Annotated in this window: 15 protein-coding genes; 6 read left to right on the top strand and 9 right to left on the bottom strand. The window is 71.6% G+C overall.

Translation table 11 applies throughout. The features are described 5' to 3' along the window. Positions 1-37: 37 nt before the first annotated feature. Positions 38-463: an OsmC family protein gene (locus tag ACZ7G3_RS22765; RefSeq protein ID WP_043377849.1), complete on the top strand. Its 426-nt coding sequence runs from the start codon at positions 38-40 to the stop codon at positions 461-463. A gap of 4 nt (positions 464-467) precedes the next feature. Here ACZ7G3_RS22765 and narI read toward each other — a convergent pair whose 3' ends face one another. The 6 genes from narI to ACZ7G3_RS22735 all read right to left on the bottom strand — a co-directional run bounded on the left by narI (position 468) and on the right by ACZ7G3_RS22735 (position 8882). Then, positions 468-1190 carry a respiratory nitrate reductase subunit gamma gene (gene narI / locus ACZ7G3_RS22760; protein ID WP_470927916.1) on the bottom strand — a complete coding sequence of 241 codons (723 nt, stop codon included), beginning with the start codon at positions 1188-1190 and terminating at the stop codon, positions 468-470. Beyond that, positions 1187-1681, bottom strand: coding sequence for a nitrate reductase molybdenum cofactor assembly chaperone (gene narJ, locus ACZ7G3_RS22755; protein ID WP_426597451.1), 495 nt, complete (start codon positions 1679-1681; stop codon positions 1187-1189). The genes narI and narJ overlap by 4 nt, the downstream gene beginning before the upstream one ends. Before the next feature lie 4 nt (positions 1682-1685). Continuing rightward, the gene (gene narH / locus ACZ7G3_RS22750) at positions 1686-3281 is read right to left on the bottom strand and encodes a nitrate reductase subunit beta (RefSeq protein WP_426597450.1); all 1596 of its coding nucleotides are present in this window, start codon (positions 3279-3281) and stop codon (positions 1686-1688) included. After that, on the bottom strand, positions 3281-6976 hold the full coding sequence (locus ACZ7G3_RS22745; RefSeq protein ID WP_470927914.1) for a nitrate reductase subunit alpha: 3696 nt from the start codon (positions 6974-6976) through the stop codon (positions 3281-3283). The genes narH and ACZ7G3_RS22745 overlap by 1 nt, the downstream gene beginning before the upstream one ends. Before the next feature lie 108 nt (positions 6977-7084). After that, on the bottom strand, positions 7085-7900 hold the full coding sequence (locus ACZ7G3_RS22740; protein WP_426597448.1) for an SAM-dependent methyltransferase: 816 nt from the start codon (positions 7898-7900) through the stop codon (positions 7085-7087). 118 nt (positions 7901-8018) lie between these two features. Further along, positions 8019-8882, bottom strand: a complete 864-nt coding sequence (locus ACZ7G3_RS22735; protein WP_426597447.1) for a helix-turn-helix domain-containing protein — start codon at positions 8880-8882, stop codon at positions 8019-8021. 216 nt (positions 8883-9098) lie between these two features. On the opposite strand from ACZ7G3_RS22735, the gene ACZ7G3_RS22730 reads away from it, so the two are divergent. Further along, on the top strand, positions 9099-9524 hold the full coding sequence (locus tag ACZ7G3_RS22730) for a hypothetical protein (protein WP_470927912.1): 426 nt from the start codon (positions 9099-9101) through the stop codon (positions 9522-9524). Here ACZ7G3_RS22730 and ACZ7G3_RS22725 read toward each other — a convergent pair. Beyond that, a complete protein-coding gene (locus ACZ7G3_RS22725) occupies positions 9506-10321 on the bottom strand; it encodes a helix-turn-helix domain-containing protein (RefSeq protein ID WP_470927910.1) in 816 nt (271 codons plus the stop codon). The two genes, ACZ7G3_RS22730 and ACZ7G3_RS22725, sit on opposite strands and share 19 nt — an antisense overlap. A gap of 121 nt (positions 10322-10442) precedes the next feature. Between ACZ7G3_RS22725 and ACZ7G3_RS22720 the strand changes: the two genes are divergently transcribed. From ACZ7G3_RS22720 to ACZ7G3_RS22705, 4 genes are all read left to right on the top strand, one after another. Then, the gene (locus tag ACZ7G3_RS22720) at positions 10443-10748 is read left to right on the top strand and encodes a 4a-hydroxytetrahydrobiopterin dehydratase (RefSeq protein WP_470927908.1); all 306 of its coding nucleotides are present in this window, start codon (positions 10443-10445) and stop codon (positions 10746-10748) included. Positions 10749-10753: 5 nt separating this feature from the next. Then, positions 10754-11494: a class I SAM-dependent methyltransferase gene (locus ACZ7G3_RS22715; RefSeq protein WP_470927906.1), complete on the top strand. Its 741-nt coding sequence runs from the start codon at positions 10754-10756 to the stop codon at positions 11492-11494. A 76-nt stretch (positions 11495-11570) separates the two neighbouring features. Next, complete coding sequence (locus ACZ7G3_RS22710) at positions 11571-13445, top strand: rhamnogalacturonan lyase (RefSeq protein WP_470927904.1); 1875 nt, start codon at positions 11571-11573, stop codon at positions 13443-13445. Positions 13446-13562: 117 nt separating this feature from the next. Then, a complete protein-coding gene (locus ACZ7G3_RS22705) occupies positions 13563-13964 on the top strand; it encodes a hypothetical protein (protein WP_426517640.1) in 402 nt (133 codons plus the stop codon). A gap of 101 nt (positions 13965-14065) precedes the next feature. On the opposite strand, the gene ACZ7G3_RS22700 is transcribed toward ACZ7G3_RS22705, so the two are convergent. Together ACZ7G3_RS22700 and ACZ7G3_RS22695 are read right to left on the bottom strand one after the other, a co-directional pair. After that, positions 14066-16723, bottom strand: coding sequence for a cellulose binding domain-containing protein (locus ACZ7G3_RS22700; protein ID WP_470927902.1), 2658 nt, complete (start codon positions 16721-16723; stop codon positions 14066-14068). Between the two features lie 260 nt (positions 16724-16983). Further along, entirely contained in the window at positions 16984-19905 is a 2922-nt protein-coding gene (locus ACZ7G3_RS22695) for a glycoside hydrolase family 48 protein (protein ID WP_470927900.1), read from the bottom strand. Positions 19906-20232: the final 327 nt, after the last annotated feature.

Raw genomic sequence — 20232 nt, 5'->3', positions numbered from 1 at the left:
CGCCCCAGTACAGCAAGAGAATTCGAGAGGACCCGCCGTGGCAACCACGCGCTCCGCACACACCGTCTGGGAAGGCAACCTGCTCGAGGGCAACGGTGTCGTCACCTTCGACTCGTCCGGCATCGGCGAGCAGCCGGTGTCGTGGCCGTCGCGCGCCGAGCAGGCGAACGGCAAGACCAGCCCCGAAGAGCTGATCGCCGCCGCCCACTCCAGCTGCTTCTCCATGGCGCTGTCGCACGGCCTGGCCGGCGCCGGCACCCCGCCCACCAAGCTCACCACCTCCGCCGACGTCACCTTCCAGCCGGGTGAGGGCATCAAGGGCATCCACCTCACCGTGGAGGGCACCGTCCCCGGCCTCGACAACGACGCGTTCGTCGCCGCCGCCGAGGACGCCAAGAAGAACTGCCCGGTCAGCCAGGCCCTGACCGGCACGACCATCACCCTCACCGCGAAGCTGGCGTAACCGGCTAGGAGCCCGCGCGCTCCCAGCCCCGCCGGTCCGGGCGCGGCCCCAGCTGTCTGGGGTCGCGCGACCGGTAGACCACGTACGGCCGGACCAGGTACTGCACCGGCGCGCTGAACATGTGCACGAGCCGGGTGTAGGGCACCAGGGCGATCAGCACCATCCCGATCACCGCGTGCACCTGGTACAGCACCGGCACCCCCACCATCAGCTCCGTCTCCGGCTGGAGGGTGAACAGGCTGCGCGACCAGGGCGCGATGGTGTGCCGGTAGTCGTAGCCGGTGCCGGAGGAGTGCGCGAGCTTGGCCACCATGCCCAGCACGATCGCGCCGAGCAGGAAGACGTACATGCCCTTGTCGTTGGCGGTCGTCGCCCGGAAGACGGGCGCGTTGGTGCGCCGCCGGTAGATCAGGAGCAGGATCCCCGCCACCGCGAGCACTCCGGCCGCCGTGCCGCCGTACAGCGACAGCAGGTGGTACGCGTGCTCGCTCACGCCCACCGCGTCCGTCCACGACTCCGGGACGAACAGCCCGACGAGATGGCCGACCAGCACGAACAGGATGCCGTAGTGGAACACCGGCGAGGCGATGTTCAGCAGCTTCGACTCGTAGACCTGCGAGGAACGCGTCGTCCAGCCGAACCGGTCGTAGCGGTGCCGCCAGACCAGGCCGGCGATCAGCAGGGCGAACGCGGCGTAGGGCAGGACGCCCCAGAGGAAGACGGTCACGGGCGGGCTCCGGTGGGTGCGGGCGGCAGGGTGGCGCACACGGCGTCCAGGACGCACGCGTAGGGCGTGCCGAAGGCGGTGAGCCGGGAGCGGAGCCGGCCCAGGGCGTCGCGGTGCTCGGTGAGCATGCCGATGTCCCCGGTGCGGGAGGCGAACTCCAGGACGGCGGGCAGGAAGTCCGGCAGTTCCTCGTCCGTGAACTCCAGTCCGTGGGCGCGGTACAGCTCCTTGAAGCGGACCAGGGACATCCCGCGGTTGCGGGTGTCGCCGTCGGTCCACCAGCTCAGGTACAGGCTGTGCCGGTTCTTGAAGTCGAAGACCTCCACGTAGTGCGCCTGGAGTTCGCCCTGCGACGTCACGGCCGCGTGGTCGGTGAAGGCGCGCAGTTGCGGCGCGGCCTCGCGCAGCAGCGGCAGCCGGGCGCGGAAGTCGTCGTCGGGATACGTCAGACAGAGCGCCGCCGCCTGGTACAGCACCTCGAAGCCGGGCATCGGATCAGACCTCCCTCTCGTCGTCCGCGGTCTGCCGCCGGCGCAGGACGTGGAAGTTCTCCACGGGCACCAGCGGCAGCCGCCTGCGTCCCGAGTCCTGGCCGAACGGCCCGTCCCCGCCCATCCCCGGGCCGCCGTCGGTGTCCAGGCTGCACGTGTCCGGCAGCGCCGACGCCTCCAGCCGGTGCGCGTCCCCGACGGCCGCCGTCGGGATCACGTACCGCTCCTCGTACTTGGCGATCGCCAGCAGCCGGTACATCTCCTCGACGTCCCGCGGGCGCATGCCGACGCTCGCGCAGACGCCGGGGTCGGGGTCCTCGCCGAGGTTGACCGACCGCATGTGGGAGCGCATCGCCGCCAGCTTCTCCAGCGATGCCCGCACGGGGCCGGTGTCGCCCGCCGTGAACAGTTCCGCCAGGTACTCCAGGGGGATGCGGAGCGTGTCGATCGCGCCGAAGAGGTTGTCCGCGTCCTCGCCGTCGTGCCCGGTCTCCGTCAGCGCGTCCACCACCGGCGACAGCGGCGGGATGTACCAGACCATCGGCATGGTGCGGTACTCCGGGTGCAGGGGCAGGGCGACCCGGTACTTGCTGACCAGCGCGTGCACGGGGGAGCGCCGGGCCGCCTCCAGCCAGTCGTACGGGATCCCCGCCTCCTCCGCCGCCCGCCGCACCCCGGGGTCCTCGGGGTCGAGGAAGACACCCAGCTGTGCCTCGTACAGGCCCTGCTCGTCCGGTGTGGAGGCCGCCTCGGTCACCTTGTCGGCGTCGTAGAGCACGACCCCCAGATACCTGAGCCGCCCCACGCAGGTCTCCGAGCAGACCGTCGGCTGCCCGATCTCGATGCGCGGATAGCAGAAGGTGCACTTCTCGGCCTTGCCGGTGCGGTGGTTGAAGTACACCTTCTTGTACGGGCATCCGGTCACGCACATCCGCCAGCCGCGGCAGCGGTCCTGGTCGACGAGGACGATGCCGTCCTCCGACCGCTTGTACATCGCCCCGGACGGGCACGACGCCACGCACGACGGGTTGAGGCAGTGCTCGCAGATGCGCGGCAGGTAGAACATGAAGGTCTCTTCGTACGCGAACCGCACCTTCTCCGACGCCTGTCGGCGCGTGCGCTCCACCATCGGGTCGAGGTCGCCGTAGGCGGGGGCGCCGCCCAGGTCGTCGTCCCAGTTCGAGGACCAGCCGATCTTCATCGGCTTGCCGTCGAGCTGGGAGACGGGCCGGGCGACCGGGTAGTCGGAGCCGAGCGGGGCGTCGGTGAGGTTCTTGTAGTCGTAGGTCCAGGGCTCGTAGTAGTCCTTGATCTCCGGGAGCCTCGGGTTGGAGAAGATCCCGGCGAGCTTCCTGAACCTGCCGCCCGCCTTCGGCTTCAGCGCGCCGCGCCGGTTCAGCTCCCAGCCGCCCCGCCACCTCTCCTGGTCCTCGTAGCGGCGGGGGTAGCCCTGGCCGGGGCGGGTCTCGACGTTGTTGAACCAGACGTACTCCATGCCGCGCCGGTTGGTCCACGCCTGCTTGCAGGTGACCGAGCAGGTGTGGCAGCCGATGCACTTGTCGAGGTTCATGACCATGGCGACCTGGGCCATCGGGCGCATCAGTACTCGACCTCCTGGCCGCGGCGGCGGATCACGGTCACCTCGTCGCGCTGGTTTCCCGTCGGGCCGAGGTAGTTGAACGCCCAGGACAACTGGGCGTAGCCGCCGATGAGATGGGTCGGTTTGAGGATCAGGCGGGTGAGGGAGTTGTGGATGCCGCCGCGCTTGCCGGTGGTCTCCGCGAGGGGCACGTTGACCGTGCGTTCCTGCGCGTGGTGCATGTAGACGGTGCCGGGCGGCATGCGGTGCGAGACGATCGCGCGGGCCACGACCACGCCGTTGCGGTTGACCGCCTCGATCCAGTCGTCGTCGGACACGCCGATCGCCTCCGCGTCCTGGGTCGACATCCAGATGGTCTGGCCGCCCCGGGACAGCGCCAGCATGAACAGGTTGTCCTGGTACTCGGAGTGGATGGACCACTTGTTGTGCGGGGTGAGGTAGCGGACCGTCACCTCCCGGTGGCCGTCCGGGCCGAGCCGCGGCTCGCCGAACAGCCGGCTCATGTCCAGCGGCGGCCGGTACACGGGCAGCGCCTCGCCCAGCTCGTGCATCCAGTCGTGGTCGAGGAAGAAGTGCTGGCGGCCGGTGAGGGTGTGCCAGGGCTTGAGGTGCTCGGTGTTCAGCGTGAACGCCGTGTAGCGGCGCCCGCCGGCCTCGCTGCCCGACCACTCCGGCGAGGTGATCACCGGCACGGGCGCCGCCTGGGTGTCCGCGTACGTGATCCGCCTGCCCTCGTGCTCGGCGGCCAGGTGGGCCATCTCCTGCCCGGTCTTCGCCTCCAGCGTGTGGAAGCCCTGGACGGCCAGGCGCCCGTTGGTCGTGCCGGACAGGGCCAGGATGGTGTTGGCGGCCTTGACCGCCGTGTCCAGCGCCGGACGCCCGTCGGCCGGGCCGCCGCGCACCGCGCCGTTCATGTGCCGCAGCCGGTCGACCTCCTCGTCCGGCTTCAGGGTGATGCCCTTGGCGGGCAGGCCCTTGGTCTCCACCAGCGGGCCCAGCGCCGCGAACTTCGCGCCGACCGCCGTGTAGTCCCGCTCCACGACCACGAGGTCCGGCAGGGTCCTGCCCGGCTCCGGTGCGCACTCCCCGCGCCGCCAGTCCCGTACGACCCCGCCCGGCTGGGCGATCTCGCCCGGCGTGTCGTGCTGGAGCGGCGCCGCCACCAGGTCCCTGCGCACCCCGAGGTGGCCGGCGGCCAGCTCGCTCAGCTTCTCCGCGAGCGTCTTGAACGTGTCGAAGTCGGTACGGGTCTGCCACGGCGGGTCCACCGCCGGGGAGAAGGCGTGTACGTAGGGGTGCATGTCCGTGCTGGACAGGTCGTGCTTCTCGTACCAGGTCGCGGCGGGCAGCACCACGTCGGACAGCAGCGTGGACGAGGTGTGCCGGAAGTCCAGCGACAGCAGCAGGTCGAGCTTCCCCTCGGGTGCCTCGTCGTGCCACACCACGTCCCGTGGGCGTTGGTGCGGGGCGGCCTCCTCGGCGCGCAGCGAGGAGTGCGTGCCCAGCAGGTGCTTGGTGAAGTACTCGGCGCCCTTCGCCGACGAGCCGAGCAGGTTGGCCCGCCACAGGGTCAGGATCCGCGGCCAGTTCTCCGGCGCGTCCGGGTCCTCGCAGGCGAACTTCAGGGTGCCCGCCCGCAGTTCGGCCACCGCCCTCGCCACCGGGTCGCCGAACGCCTCGCCCAGCTCCAGCGGGTTGCGGTCGAAGGTCGGGTACGACGGCATCCATCCCGTCCGCGCCGACAGCGCGAGGCAGTCCGCGCCGGTCATGCCCGCCAGCCGTCCCTCGCCCAGCGGCGAGGCCAGCACGTCGGCGCCGAACCGGTCGTAGCGCCACTGGTCGGTGTGGAGGAACCAGTACGCGGTGCCGATCATCTGGCGCGGCGGGCGCGACCAGTCCGACGCGGCGGCCAGCGACGCCCACCCGGTCACCGGACGGCACTTCTCCTGGCCCACGTAGTGCGCCCAGCCGCCGCCGTTGCGGCCCTGGCAGCCCGTCAGCTGGAGCAGCGCGAGGAAGGCCCGGTAGATCGTCTCCGAGTGGAACCAGTGGTTGGTGCCCGCACCCATCAGGATCATGCAGCGCCCCTTGGAGCGCTCGGCGGTCCGCGCGAACTCCCGGGCGATCCGCACGCAGGCCGCCGCCGGTACCGAGGTGTGCGTCTCCTGCCAGGCCGGGGTGCCGGGCGCGGCCGCGTCCTCGTACGACGCCGGCCAGTCACCCGGCACCCCCTCACGCGCCACGCCGTACTGCGCCAGCAGCAGGTCGAACACCGTGGTCACCAGCGGCCCGTTCGCCCCGCCCAGCCGCGTCGCCGGTACACCCCGGCGGACCACCTCACCGCGGCCCTGCGCGTGCGCGCCGCCCTCGGTGTCGAAGCGCGGGAGCAGCACCTCGACGCCCGACGCCATCGCGTGGCCGTGCAGGCTCAGCAGCGGCCGTACGTCACCGAGGTCGAGGTTCCACCGGCCCTGGTCCGCCTCGTTCCAGCGGAAGCCCAGCGAGCCGTTGGGGACGACCGCGCGGCCCGTCGCCCCGTCCAGCACGACCGTCTTCCAGCGGGCGTCCTCGCCCTCCTGCCCCAGGTCGGCCGCGCGCAGGAACTTCGCCGGGACGTGGGCCCCGTCCCGCTCGGTCAGCGTCACCAGGAACGGCAGGTCGGTGAAGCGCCGTACGTAGTCGTCGAAGAAGGGGGTGGCGCGGTCGACGAAGAACTCCTTGAGGACCACGTGCCCCATCGCCAGGGCCAGTGCGGCGTCGGTCCCCGGGTGCGGGTGCAGCCACTGGTCGGCGAACTTGGTGTTGTCGGCGTAGTCCGGGGAGACGACCACGACCTTCTGGCCCCGGTAGCGGGCCTCCGCCATCCAGTGGGCGTCCGGCGTGCGCGTCACCGGGACGTTCGAACCCCACATGATCAGATACGCCGCGTCCCACCAGTCACCCGACTCCGGCACGTCCGTCTGGTCCCCGAAGACCTGCGGGGAGGCCACGGGCAGGTCCGCGTACCAGTCGTAGAACGACAGCATCGGCGCGCCGATGAGGGAGTGGAAGCGGGCGCCCGCCGCGTGCGACACCATCGACATCGCCGGGATGGGGGAGAAGCCCGCGATGCGGTCGGGGCCCCGGGTGCGGATGGTGTGGACGTGGGCCGCGGCGACCATCTCGACCGCCTCGTCCCAGCTCGCCCGGACGAGACCGCCCTTGCCGCGCGCCCGCTGGTAGCGCCGCCGCCGCTGAGGGTCGCCCTGGATGTCCGCCCAGGCCAGCACCGGGTCCGACAGCCGCGCCTTCGCCTCCCGGTACATCTCCAGGAGCACCCCGCGCACGTACGGGTAGCGCACCCGGGTCGGTGAGTACGTGTACCAGGAGAACGCCGCGCCCCGGGGGCAGCCGCGGGGCTCGTACTCGGGACGGTCCGGGCCGACCGACGGGTAGTCCGTCGCCTGGGTCTCCCAGGTGATGATGCCGTCCTTGACGAACACGTTCCAGCGGCAGGAACCGGTGCAGTTCACGCCGTGCGTGGAGGTCACGACCTTGTCGTGGCTCCACCGGTCGCGGTAGAAGGCGTCCGACTCCCGGCCGCCGACCAGCCCGATGCTGTGCAGGTCGGGGGCTGCCGTACCCGGCCGGAAGAACCGCCCCGCCCGCAGCAGCGCCGCGCCCGGCTCGGTGGGCGGTGTCCGCGTGTCGGTCACGTGCGCTCCCTTGATCGACCGGGCCCTGGGTCCGAACCTAGGGGCGGGCGCGGGAGCGCACCTGTTCGCGGGGCCCGTACGGGTCAGGCGGGCGGCACGGCGTCCGGGTCAGGCCTTGCGGGCCACCCCCGCGTACACCGGCACGATGCCCTCCGCCTGCGCCGCCACGTCCTCCGGGTCCGGCCGCCACCCGGTGACCGGGATGGTGCCGGGCCCCAGCAGCTCCAGGCCGTCGAAGAAGCGCGAGAACTCGGTGAGGGAGCGCGGGTAGAACGGCGTGCCGCTGCGGGCGAACAGACCGGCGGCCTTGCCCACCGCCTCAGGGTTCAGATCGGGTGTGACCTGGGAGAGGACGAGGTAGCTGCCCGGGGCGAGGGCGTCGACGTACCGCTTCAGCAGACCGTGCACGTCGTCGCCGTCGACCGCGTCGCCGAGGTAGTGCGTCAGGGCCACCAGCGACAGGGCGACCGGCCGGCCGAAGTCCAGGGACTCACCCGCCAGCCGCAGGATCGTGTCCGGATCCCGGACGTCCGCGTGGACGTACTCGGTGGATCCCTCCGCCGAGCCGTGCAGCAGTGCCTCGGCGTGCCGCAGGACGATCGGGTCGTTGTCGGCGTAGACGACGCGTGACTCGGGCGCCACCGCCTGGGCCACCTGGTGCAGGTTCGGCTCGGTGGGGATGCCGGTGCCGATGTCCAGGAACTGGCGGATCCCGGCCTCGGCGAGGGTACGGACGGCGCGGTGCATGAACCGGCGGTTGGCCCGCGCCCCGCGGACCGCCGTGCTGTCCGCGGCGAGGATCCTGCGGGCCAGCTCCTCGTCCACCGGGTAGTTGTCCTTGCCGCCCAGCCACCAGTCGTAGACACGGGCCGGATGCGGCCGGCTGGTGTCGATGGGGGCGGGGGTGGCGTCGGATCCGGTCATGCGCTCTCGTCTCCTCGGAGCCTGGTGGGTGGTCGGGCCCGGGCTGTGCGGGCCCGGTGCGTTCGGACGCGGGTGTTCGGGGCGGGGGGCTGGGGCCCGGTGTGCCGGGGGCGCCGGGTCAGAAGGCCTCGCGGTACTCGCGCAGGACCTTCTCGGTGCGCTCGGTCGAGGCGGCACGCGCCGTCATGTGGTCCAGCACCTCCAGATGCGCGGAGACCTCCGCGCGGGAGTCCAGGTACAGCGCACCGGTCAGGTACTCGGTGAAGACCATGTCCGGCAGCTCCGGCTCCGCGAACCGGAAGAGCGTGAACGGCGCGTACGTTCCCGGGTGCGGCCCGTCCGCGAACTCGGCGACCTGGAGCGTCACCCGGTCCCGGGCCGAGAACTCCAGCAGCTTCTCCAACTGGTCGCGCATCACCCGGCCGTCGATGCTCACCGGGCGCCGCAGCACCGTCTCGTCCATCACCACCCACAGGTGGGGCGCGTCCGCGCCCTCCAGCAGCCGCTGCCGCTCCATGCGCAGCGACACGTGCCGCTCCACCGCGTCCAGGCCCGCGCTCCCGATCGTCCCGGCCTCCAGCACCGAGCGCGCGTAGTCCTCGGTCTGCAGCAGCCCCGGGACGAAGTGCGGCTCGTAGGAACGGACGATCCGCGCGGCACCCTCCAGGCTCACGTACATGCTGAACCAGTCCGGCAGCACGTCGTGGTACCGCTGCCACCAGCCCGGCTGGTTCGCGTCCTCGGCCAGCGCGACGAACGCCGACACCTCGCCCTCGGGCACGCCGTACGCCGTCAGCAGGATCTGGATGTACGGGATCTTCAGGGCGACCTCGGCCGTTTCCATGCGCCGCACGGTCGCCGGGGCCACCCGGAGCACCTTGGCGGCCTCCTCGCGCTTGAGGCCCGCCGCCTCCCGGAGTTCCTGCAGCCGTCTGCCGAGGACCACCTGGCCCACGGTGGGTGCGGCCCGCCGCTCACTCACGCCACGCCTCCCCAACGCGCCCAAGTCTGCCCGCAGTGTGTCATGTCCCCCCGCCGGTCTCACAGGGGTGGGCGGGGACCAACATCATTACCTGCCGGGTAATCGACCCGGCGGGGCCCGGACGCGATCGTGGAGTCACCGGGTTCCGGGCCGGCGCACTCCGGCCCGGAACCCGGCCCCGCAGCCGTGTCCGACCCCGACGGAGGGTGACTCGTCATGTCCACGAACCAGCTGGCCGCACTCGCCCGCACCGCCGAACCGCAGCTGATGCTGCGCCGCTTCCTGGTGCTGGACGCGGTGGTGACCGGTACCAACGCGGTCGCCTACCTCGCGCTCTCGGGGCCCCTGGGCCGCTTCCTCGGTGCCGGCTCCGGGCTGCTGCTCGGCCTCGGGGCGTTCCTCGCGGTGTACGCGGCCGGTGTGGCCCTGGTGGCCGCGCGCCGCCGGCCTCCGGCGCTCGCCGTGCGGGCCGTGGTCGAGGCCAACCTCGCGTGGTCGGCCGTCAGTTTCGCCGCCCTCGCCCTCTGGCTGACGCCCACCACGGCCGGTGCGGTGTGGACGGTGCTCCAGGCGCTTGCCGTCGCGGGCTTCGCGCTGCTGCAGTACGTTGCGCTGAGGCAGCGTCAGGAACACAGCGTGTGAAGGTACTTCACCGTCGCCGGGTCGGCCGGGAGCAACGTCTCGATGGCCAGCTCGGCGACGGTCACGTCCATCGGCGTGTTGAAGGTGGAGATGGACGAGATGAGCGACAGGACGTGACCCTCGTGTTCGAGCTGCATGGGCAGTGCGAAGCACGGCACCGTCTCGGCCGGCTCCTCCCCCGCCGCCGTGTCCGGCACCGGATACGCCGCCACCTCCTCGTACAGCGCCCGCAGCGGCTCCGAGCGGCGCAGGGCGATCTGCCCCCGCATCTGCTCCAGCAGATGCCCGCGCCACTCGCGCAGGTTGCGGATGCGCGGCGCCAGGCCCTCCGGGTGCAGGGTCAGCCGCATCGCGTTCAGCGGCGGCTCGAGCAGGTGCTCCGCCACGCCGTCCATCAGCATCAGGATGCCCCGGTTGGCGGCCAGCACCTGGTACGTCGCGTCGACGACCAGCGCGGGATAGGGCTCGTAACCCCGGATCAGCCGCTCCATGCCCTCGCGCAGGGCGTCCATCGCCGGATCGTCCAGCGGGGTCTCCGGGTAGTGCGGGGCGTAACCGGCCGCGAGCAGCAGCGCGTTGCGCTCCCGCACGGGGACGTCCAGGTGCTCGGCGAGCCGCAGCACCATCTCCGCGCTCGGCCGGGAGCGGCCCGTCTCGACGAAGCTGATGTGCCGGGCGGAGGAGTCGGCGCGCAGGGCCAGCTCCAACTGGCTGATCCGCCGCTGCTCCCGCCAGGCCCGCAGCAGGGGGCCCACGCCCTGGGCGGTGGGGGCGGTACCGGACATGAGTGCGGTCATACGCCGAACGGTAGCCGACGGCGGTCCGCACCGGGACCGGCCGACGCTCCTGACCAGGGTCCGCGCGGCGATCCTGTGGCAGGCTGAAAAGGTGCCGCCGCCGAGGAGAGGAGCGCAGCCCATGCCCGTCGAACCGCTGTCGCAGAAGGAGATCGAGGAGAGGCTGGCCGAACTGCCGGGCTGGTCCCTGGACGCCGGCCGCCTCACCCGTTCCTACCGGCTCGGCTCGCACTTCGCGGCGACCGCGATGGTCGTCCACATCGCCCAGGTGCAGGAGGAGCTCGACCACCACTCCGACCTGACCCTCGGCTACGACACGGTCTCCCTGGCCGTGCACACCCACAGTGCGGGCGGCGCCGTCACCGAGAAGGACGTCGAGCTCGCCCGCAGGGTGGAGGACCTGGCCGCCGGCCATGGGGCACACTGACGGATGTGCTCGACTACGACAAGGAAGCGGAGCGCTACGACGCCTCCCGCGGCGGCGAGCCCCGCGCCGAGGCCGCCGCACAGGCCGTACTGAGCCTCGTACCGCGGCAGGCGCGCAGCCTGCTCGACGTCGCCTGCGGCACCGGCATCGTCACCCGGCGCCTCGCCGCCGGACGCGAGGGCATGCGCGTGACCGGCGCCGACCTCACCCCCGCCATGGCCCGGTACGCCGCCGACCGGCTGCCCGGCGCCGTCGTGCTGGCCGACAGCCGCCGACTGCCCTTCCGGGGCGGGGAGTTCGACGCCGTCAGCAGTGTGTGGCTGCTGCACCTCGCCGGCAGCGCCGAGAACGCGCGGGCGATCGTCGGCGAGTGCGCCCGCGTCCTGCGGCCCGGCGGGGTGTACGTGACGACGGTCGACAAGGGCGCCTCGCACAACGTGGGCAGCGACATCGACACCGTGCTCGCCTCCCGCCCGCCCAGCACCGTCCACGACGCCGCGGACCTCGTCGAGTCCTACGCCCGCGCACACGGCCTGAGGCCGGCGGGCCAGGCCCGCTTCACCGGCCACGGCCAGGGCCGCAGCCCCCGTCGCACCATCGCCGACCTGCGGCGCGGCTGGTTCGTCACGCTGCCGCCGGGCGATCCGCGCGCGGAGCGTTTCGCCGCCCGGCTGGCGGCCCTCCCCGACCAGGACCGGCCGCGCCCCGACCCGGTCTTCACCCTGAGGGCGTTCACGAAACCGTAGGCCGGGTGCGGCAACCCGGCGGCTCCCGGCGGCGACTGAGAGGCGGAACCCATCCGTCCTCAAGGAGGTCCGTCCCGTGAGGCACTCCCGCACGTACCGCAGACGCCCGTTCGTCCTGGCCGCGGCCCTCGCCGCCACCGGGCTCGCCGGCGCGGGTCTGACGACCCTCACCACCGACACCGCCGAGGCCGCCACGGCCCGGCAGGTCGAGGCCCTCGACCGGGGCGTGGTCAGCGTCCACACCGGTGACGGCAACCTGGTCAGCTGGCGCTGGCTGGGCAGCGACCCGGACAACGTCTCGTTCAACGTCTACCGGGCCGGCACCAAGGTCAACTCCAGTCCGGTCACCCGCTCCACCACCTTCTTCCACTCGGGCGCCCCCTCCCACGCCGACTACACCGTCCGCGCGGTCGTGAACGGCACGGAGCAGGGCGACTCGGTCCACGCGATCCAGTTCCGGGCCGGCTACAAGGACGTCCCCATCAGCCCACCGGCCGGCGGCACCACACCCGACGGCGTCTCCTACACCTACGAGGCCAACGACGCCTCCGTCGGCGACCTCGACGGCGACGGCGCGCCGGACCTCGTCCTCAAGTGGCAGCCGACCAACGCCAAGGACAACTCGCAGTCCGGCTACACGGGCAACACGATCGTCGACGGCGTCAAGCTCGACGGCACCCGCCTGTGGCGCGTCGACCTGGGCCGCAACATCCGCTCGGGCGCCCACTACACGCAGTTCCAGGTGTACGACTACGACGGCGACGGCAAGGCCGAGGTGGCCATGAAGACCGCCGACGGCACGCGGGACGGCACCGGCGCGGTCATCGGCAGTTCCTCGGCCGACCACCGCAACGCGTCCGGCTACATCCTGTCCGGCCCCGAGTACCTGACCATGTTCAACGGGCAGACCGGCAGGGCCATGGGCACCGTCGACTACGTCCCGGCCCGGGGCAACGTCTCCTCCTGGGGCGACTCCTACGGCAACCGCGTCGACCGGTTCCTGGCGGGCACGGCGTACCTGGACGGCTCCCGCCCCTCCCTGATCATGGCGCGCGGCTACTACACCCGCTCCGTCATCGCCGCCTGGGACTGGCGCGACGGGCGGTTCACCCGCCGCTGGACCTTCGACACCAACTCCTCCACCAACGCCGGCAAGGGCTACGACGGCCAGGGCAACCACCAGTTGTCCGTCGCCGACGTCGACGGGGACGGCAGGGACGAGATCGTCTACGGGGCGATGGCCGTCGACGACAACGGCCATGCCCTGTGGACCACGAGGAACGGCCACGGCGATGCCATGCACGTCGGCGACCTGGACCCGTCCCGTGCGGGCCTGGAGGAGTTCAAGGTCGACGAGGACGGCTCGAAGCCGTCCTCGTGGATGGCGGACGCGCGCACCGGCCAGGTCATCTGGTCCACCGGCGCGAACGGCGACAACGGCCGGGGCGTCTCCGCCGACATCTGGTCCGGCAGCGCGGGCGCCGAGTCCTGGTCGTCGGTCGAGAGCGGCATCCGCAACCCGAAGGGCACGGTCGTGAGCAGCCGCAAGCCCTCCAGCGCCAACTTCCTGTCCTGGTGGGACGGCGACCCCGTCCGTGAGCTCCTCGACGGCACCCGCGTGGACAAGTACGGCACCTCCGGCGACACCCGCCTCCTCACCGGCTCCGGCGTCGCCTCCAACAACGGCACGAAGGCCACACCGGTCCTCGCCGGCGACATCCTCGGCGACTGGCGGGAGGAGGTCGTCTGGCGCACGTCGAACAACACGGCCCTGCGCATCTACTCCACCCCGCACGACACGGACCGGAGGATCACGACCCTCCTCCACGACACCCAGTACCGCACGGCCCTGGCCTGGCAGAACACCGCCTACAACCAGCCCCCGCACCCGAGCTTCTTCATCGGCGCCGGCATGGCGACGGCGCCCAGGCCGACGGTGTACACGCCCTGACCTGCGGCGGGGCTCACCACTGAGGGGCCCGAAGGGACTTCTGCAGTTGATCAACGTGTGGCATATTGTTCCGTGCATGCCAGGGGCGCGAGGTCCCCGGCCAGGGGAGGAAGCAGCATGAAGACCCGGAGAACCGCGATCCGAGCACTCGTCACCGGTGCCTGCGCGATCGGTCTGGCCGTCGGCCTGCAGGGCCAGGCTTGGGCGGGATCAGTGACCATCTACGCCCCCAACGGTGCGGGAAGCGCCACCTGGAACGCGGACCCGTCCGGTTCGATCCCCGGCGACGCCATCAGGGCCTGCGACACCAAGTCGGACGGCTGGGGCATCGAGACCGCCCTCGACTACAACTACGACGGTGTCATCGACCGGCGTGTCGACACCCGCGGCCACACGGCCGGTTACTGCAGTCCCTGGAAGGGCGGCGACCTCAGAGAGGGCAAGTCCGTCCGTATGTACGTCACCCCGGTCAAGGGTGGCAGCTACGGGCCCTCCACGTACATCGACGTCGTCGCCTGACCGACCTCGCAGCGACGGCCCCGAACCCTGCCGGTTCGGGGCCGTCGTGCGTGGGAGGCCACAGCCGTCCCTCGGCGGCGTGACCTGACGCGGGCGGGCGGTCAGCCGGTCGAGCAGGTCCGGCCCCCCACCGTGAACGACGCCGGTTTCGCGTTCGCGCCCGACCACTCGCCCGTGAAGCCGAAGCCCACCGAGGCGCCGGCCGGCACGTTGGCGTTCCAGCCGGTGTTCCTGGCCGTCACCGTCGTGCCCGACCGGGTGTGCTCGGCGTTCCACATCTGGGTCACCTTCTGGCCGTTCGCGAAGGACCAGTCCAGGGCCCAGCCGTTCCAGGGCGAGCTGCCGGTGTTGGTGAGGCGGACGTCCGCCTGGAAGCCGCCGGACCACTGGTTGGTGATCGTGTACGTCACCGCGCACGCGCCGGTCGGCCCCGGGTCGGGACCCGGGCCGGGCCCGCCACCGTCGTCGCCGCCCGTGTCGCCGTAGATGACGCCCCGCCCGTTGGTCGCCACGTACACCCGCCCGTACACCCGCGGGTCGCCGGTGATGGCCGCGCCGGTCCAGCCCCACTGGTGGGCGTCGTCGTTGACGCGGGTCCAGGTGGCGCCCTGGTCGGTGGAGCGGAAGATGCCGCGGACGCCGCCGATCTCCGCGCTGGTGAACAGGGTCTGGTAGGAGGCGCCCGGTGCCGCCTTGCCGAAGCCGATGGTGTCGGCCTCGTCGACGTCGGACAGCTTGGTGAAGGTCACGCCGCCGTCCGTCGAGTGCCACAGGCCGTACGGGCCGTCCGCCGCACCGCCGGCCAGCCAGATGTCGCCCTCCCCGCCCGGCAGCGCCTTGAAGCGGACACTGTCACCGGCGGGCAGGCCGGTCGCCGCCGACGGTGTGAAGGTCGCGCCGCCGTCCGTGCTGACGTAGAACGTGCCGGACTTGAAGCCGTAGAAGGTCTCGGGGTCGACCCGGTCGGACTCGACGACCGCCCCGGCCGGGATGCCGCTCGACGCCTGCCAGGACGTGCCGAAGCCCGTCGTGAAGTGCACGCCGGCGCCCTGCGGGCTCCACACGAAGCGGCTGCCGTCCGCGCCCGCCGCGACGGTGCCGCCGCCGCTCACCCCCGCGGGGTCGGTCCCGCCGAACCAGTTGGCTCCGTTGTCCGTGGAGAACGCGATGTGCGGGCCCGTGTCGAGATTGCCGGCCCGGACGACCGTGTCCGGGTTCGTCTCCGCGAAGTCCAGGCTCGTGGTGGAGGTGAAGTTCGGGGAGGTGAACATCATCGACGGGACCTCGGTCAGGCTCGTGTGCCGGAAGCCGCCGACGTCGCCCAGCGCGCTGAGCAGCGGGGCGCCCGACGGGGGAGCGGCCAGGTCGTTCACCGCCGTCTCCTCCAGGCCGCGCACCATGGGTTCGATGGTGAACCTGCCGCCGTCGTCGTCCCAGTTCGTGAGGTTCTCGGTGCCGTAGACCGTGGCGCCGGTGCCGTACATCATCCGGTCCGAGTCGAACGGGTCGATCTCCAGCGCCTCCGTCATCCAGCCCAGCTTCGGTGTCTCCTCGGGCGGCGACGGATTCGCGCCCCAGGTCAGCCAGGGGGACGACGAGACGTCCATCGTGTACCGGTTCTCGCGGGTGGGGTACGACGTGTAGTTCCACGCCTGGGACCAGGTGCCGCCGCTGTCCGTGGAGCGGAAGATCTGCGTGTCCGGCCACCAGGAGCTGTACGCCGTCGCCATCACCGTGCCCGGGTTCTGCCGGTCGACGGTCAGGCCGCTGAAGCCGTAGTAGGTGTCCGCCTCCGCGACCGGGCTGATGTCCGTCCAGGTGCCGGTCGCCGTCGCGTACCGGTACAGCCGGCCCTTGCCGCCGTCGTACGGGCCGCCCGTGTCGCTGTAGGCGAGGTAGAGGTAGCCGTTCTCCGCGTCCAGTACGCCCTTGTGGGCCAGGTAGCCGGTGGGCTGACCGGGGATCCGCTGCCAGGTCGCGCCCGCGTCCGTCGAGCGGTAGACGGCGTTCTCCTTGTCGGCGACCCCGACGTAGACCGTCCTGGTCGCCGTACCCGCGCTGCCCGTCGACTCGTCGAACGTCACCCAGACGATGCCCTGGTTGTCGGAGGCGTAGCCGCTCGTGTCGCCCGGGTCCTGCGCGTAGTCGCCGGGGTTCGGGAAGGCCGTCACCTCGGCCCAGGTCGCGCCCGCGTCGGTCGACCGCCACAGGCCGTTCCCGCTGGGCGCGCCCAGGTACAGCACGTCGTTGTCGTGCGGGTCGACCGCGAGGCGCTCGCCCATGCCGCGGCCCGGCATGTTGCCGCCCAGCTTGAAGGGCAGGTCGGCCTTCTTCCAGGTGGCGCCCCGGTCGGCGGAGCGCAGGACCGCGCCGTTGCCCGGGTCCCAGTCGTTGGTGTACGTGCCGACCGCCGCGTACACCCGGTCCGGGTCGACGGAGTCGGAGGCCACGCTGACCACGCCGGTGTGGCCCCAGTCGTCCCAGCCGACGTGGTCGAGCAGCGGCGTCCAGGTCTGCGTCGGCTCCTGCCAGCGGTAGGCGCCGCCGATGTCGGTGCGGGCGTAGGCGAGGTCCTTCTCGGTGCGGTTGAAGACGATGCCGGGGACGAAGCCGCCGCCGTCGATGCGGGCGTTCTTCCAGGTGTAGGTGTCGGCGGTGAGTGCGGCCTGCGGTGCCTCGGCGGCCAGTGCGGCGGGGGCGCCCGAGAGCAGTCCGGCGGCCAGCGCGAGCACGGTCGTGAGGATGCGGGTTCTTCGCACGGTGGGGAGTCTTCCTTTCGCAGGGACCGTTCGGGGAGGGGGAACGTGCGAGGACCGGGCGGCCCTCGGCGTGGGTGAGGGGCCGCCCGGTCGGATGGTCCCGTCGTCCGGTGACGGGACCTGCACGCGGAGCCGTCAAGCGCCACCCGGAATGAAGCGGTGCCCACCGCGCCCCTCAGGGGCGCGGGGAACTGCGCGACCGGCCACGCACCGGCCCGCAGTCCCAAGAACCGCCCAACCCGCGGAGCGCCCGGCGGGGGCTATTCGAGCAGCTCCGCGTACGAACCCATGGCGAGGGCGATGTCCGCCTGCGCCCAGAAGCGGTGGTACGTGAACGTGGGCGCGGCACCGCCCGCGAGATAGCTCTCGATCTTCGACCAGGCCGGGTCGTCCTGGTAGAAGGAGCGGATCGAGGAGAAGGTCGACGACGCGTCGATCGTGTCGCCGTTCGGCATGGTCCCGGTCCAGCCGCTGGGGACGTGCACCGGGTCGTCGAAGCGGTCGTAGTCGGCGCGGGTCTCCGGGACGGCGATGCCGAGCGCGGTCTGGTTGTTCTCCCACATGCCGTCCAGCAGCGCCTTCGCGGTCGCCGCCGCCTCCGTGTCGCCCGAGCGGTCGGCGTAGTACGTCAGGGTCTTGGCGTACGCCGCCGCCACGCCGACGTCGTTGGTGTAGTCCGCGACGGTGACGTGCAGGGAGGCGTTGTCGCCGGGGGAGGCCGCGTTCCAGGTGTCCGGCTGCCCCGACCACTTCAGCGTCGAGGGCATCAGGAAGCTGCCGTCCGGGTTGACCGTCGTCTCCGACAGCGCCCAGTCGACCCACTTGTCCAGGACCTCCTTGGCCCGCGCGTCGCCGCTCTGCTGGTAGTACTCGGCGACCCGTTCCATGGACCACGCCTGGAAGCCGAACCACTGGTTGGACGGCGGGTCGTGGTACACCGGCTTCTCGTCGTAGTACATGCCGTAGAAGGTCGGCGTGCCGGCCGGCGGGGTCGCGTACCGGCCCGCCCAGCTGTTGGTCGCGCCGCCCGCGATGGCGCCCTCGTCGGACTGCAGCCAGCGGTAGAACTCCACCTGCCGGTCCAGGGACTTCGCCCAGTCGGACGCACCTGTCGCCGACTTCGGCTTCAGGTCGTCGTAGGTGCTCAGCGCGTACGCGGCCAGCGGGTTCTGGTAGCCGCCGTGGGTGTGGCTGGAGCCGATGCGCCAGGCCCAGCCCGCCGAGGTGTCCACGGCGCCGCCCCAGGCGTAGTACCAGGACAGCAGGTAGTGCGAGGAGTCCTTGCCGGTGCCGGCCGGGCAGCTCGCCGGTCCCACGCAGTTCCCGACCTTCTTGAAGTACTTGTCGAACATGGCGTAGCGCAGGTAGTCGCCCATCTTGGCGGCCTTGTCGAGGGTGCCGGCGATCTCGTCGCCCTTGCCCTGCTCCTCGGCCCACTTGTCCGCCCAGTACGCGGCCTGCACGGCCCGCGCGTCGGCGTCCGGGGCGTTGGTGAACTTCCACTGCTTCGCGTAGGACGCGTCACCCGTGAAGAGGTCCAGGTAGCCGTTCTCGCCGCCGTACTTGAAGGCGTCGCAGGTCGGCTGCGGCACCGTCTCCCACACCGACTCCTGCGCGCCGCGCTGGAAGGTGTTGATGTACGACGGGCCGGTGTCGGACGGACCCGCCTCGCACTTGCCGGGCGAGTTGCCGTAGCCGTAGGTGTTGTCGACGTCCTGGAGCCAGTGCATGCCGTACACGTCGTCCGTGCCGTACGCCGACTTCAGCTCGGCGGCGATCGGATCCGGGCCGACGGAGACGGTGCCGTCCAGGGGCGCCGGGTACTCCTGCGGAGTGTCCAGCTCGGGCGCGTACGTCGCCGGCTTCGAGGCGTTGTAGGCCGAGTTGGTCGGCTGGTCGGCGTGCGTGGGGATCATGTACGTCTCCATGATCTCCCAGGCGTTGTTGAACCTCGTCCAGTCGCCGGTCACCTTGCCGTACATGGCCTGGAGCCACAGCAGGTAGCTGTACGCCTCGGACGTGGTCTCGTGCCCGTGGTCGGGGGCCTCGACGATCAGGGTCTCGACCGAGTGGTACGGAACGCCCTCGGGGGAGAAGTAGCCGTTCGCCGGGTCGGTGATCTTCCCGTAGAGCTCCAGGAAGCGGGCGTCGTAGTCCTTCGCGGCGGCCAGCTGGGTCACGGTGACCGTGGCCTTGCCGTGGCCGGGGGCCGTCGACTCGAAGACCGCCGAGCCGGTGCCGGAGGCGTCGGCCGCGATGGTCACCCGCTGTGCGGTGTCCCAGTTCGCCGGGGTGAAGGTGAGGGTCGCCCCGCCGGAGACCGACAGGCCGGTGTTGCCGCTCGCGCGGGACGTCGTCACGGCGACGTTCGCGGCCGGCTGCTTCGACAGCTTGACCTCGTACGTCCCCGACTCACCCTGCTGAACGCCCAGTTGGCTGGGGCTGGCCACCACGGTCGGTCCCGAGGCGATCGTGATGCCGACCGGTGTCGAGCTCGCGGAGGCGCCCATGCTGTCGTACGCCTTCGCCACCAGGGAATGACTGCCCACGGTCAATCCGGAGGCGGAGTGCGTGTAGGGCGAGCTGGTGTCGGTGCCCAGCAGTGTGGTGTCGTCGTAGAACTCCACCTTGCTGATCGTGGCGTCGTCGGCGGCGGCCGCCGTGGCCGCCAGCGGGACCGCCTCGCCCTGCGAGTACACCGCGCCCGCCTCCGGGCTGGTCAGTACCGCGATGGGCGGCTGGTGCGCGCCGACGCAGGAGGTGCCGTTGACCGCGAAGCCGGTCGGTGCGGTGTTGGTGCCGCTGTACGTGAACTGCCCGCCGGTGGAGACTGCGGCACCCGCGGCGATCCGCGCGTTGTACGGGGCGTTCTTCACGGTGACCGTCCGCCCCGACTGGGCCCAGGTGCCGTTCCAGCCGTTGGTCAGCTTCTGGTTCCCCGCGTAGTCGTACGTCAGCGTCCAGCCGTCGATGGCGTCGGCGCCGCGGTTGGTGAGCGTCAGCTCCGCGGTGAAGCCGGAGCCCCAGTCGTTGGTCCTGTAGTCCACGCTGCACTGGAGTGCCGCCGCCTGAGCGGGAGTCGAACCGCTGCTCAGCATCGTGAGGGGGAGTGCGAGAGCGGCGAGTGCGGTGGTCCACAACCGCCGCGCGGTGCGGCGTCTGCGTCTGCGTCCGGGATGCATGGTGCTGGTTCCTCCTTGCGGCTCGGGGAGGTGTGGGGGAGGAGCAACAAGCCTTGAACCAGTGGGAGCGCTCCCATAGTGGGGAGAGGGGGCGGGGCGGTCAAGATGTGTGAAGAGTCGAAAAGATTCGACAGGTGGTGCTGAGAGAAAGTCAGTGACTCCCCTGTTCTTCACCGTCACTTGGCGCTACCTTCACTGGCACCAGTGGGAGCGGTTCCATCAGTCGACGCGTTCGTCACGGCGCGCCCGAACTGCAAGGAGTCGCTCATGCGACACCCCCCGCTCCACCCTTCGTGTTCAGGACTTTTAGCCGCGGTCGCGGCCTGT

The organism is Streptomyces sp. NPDC037271 (genome assembly GCF_055603605.1).
This window is presented reverse-complemented; position numbering and strand designations above follow the sequence as displayed.

What these genes read in the sequence shown, in the direction of transcription:
- narJ (WP_426597451.1), bottom strand. Translation starts at nt 1,681, where the DNA reads ATGCCCGGCTTCGAGGTGCTGTACCAGGCGGCGGCGCTCTGTCTGACG.
- narH (WP_426597450.1), bottom strand. Translation starts at nt 3,281, where the DNA reads ATGCGCCCGATGGCCCAGGTCGCCATGGTCATGAACCTCGACAAGTGC.
- ACZ7G3_RS22740 (WP_426597448.1), bottom strand. Translation starts at nt 7,900, where the DNA reads ATGACCGGATCCGACGCCACCCCCGCCCCCATCGACACCAGCCGGCCG.
- ACZ7G3_RS22730 (WP_470927912.1), top strand. Translation starts at nt 9,099, where the DNA reads ATGTCCACGAACCAGCTGGCCGCACTCGCCCGCACCGCCGAACCGCAG.
- ACZ7G3_RS22725 (WP_470927910.1), bottom strand. Translation starts at nt 10,321, where the DNA reads ATGACCGCACTCATGTCCGGTACCGCCCCCACCGCCCAGGGCGTGGGC.
- ACZ7G3_RS22720 (WP_470927908.1), top strand. Translation starts at nt 10,443, where the DNA reads ATGCCCGTCGAACCGCTGTCGCAGAAGGAGATCGAGGAGAGGCTGGCC.
- ACZ7G3_RS22705 (WP_426517640.1), top strand. Translation starts at nt 13,563, where the DNA reads ATGAAGACCCGGAGAACCGCGATCCGAGCACTCGTCACCGGTGCCTGC.
- ACZ7G3_RS22695 (WP_470927900.1), bottom strand. Translation starts at nt 19,905, where the DNA reads ATGCATCCCGGACGCAGACGCAGACGCCGCACCGCGCGGCGGTTGTGG.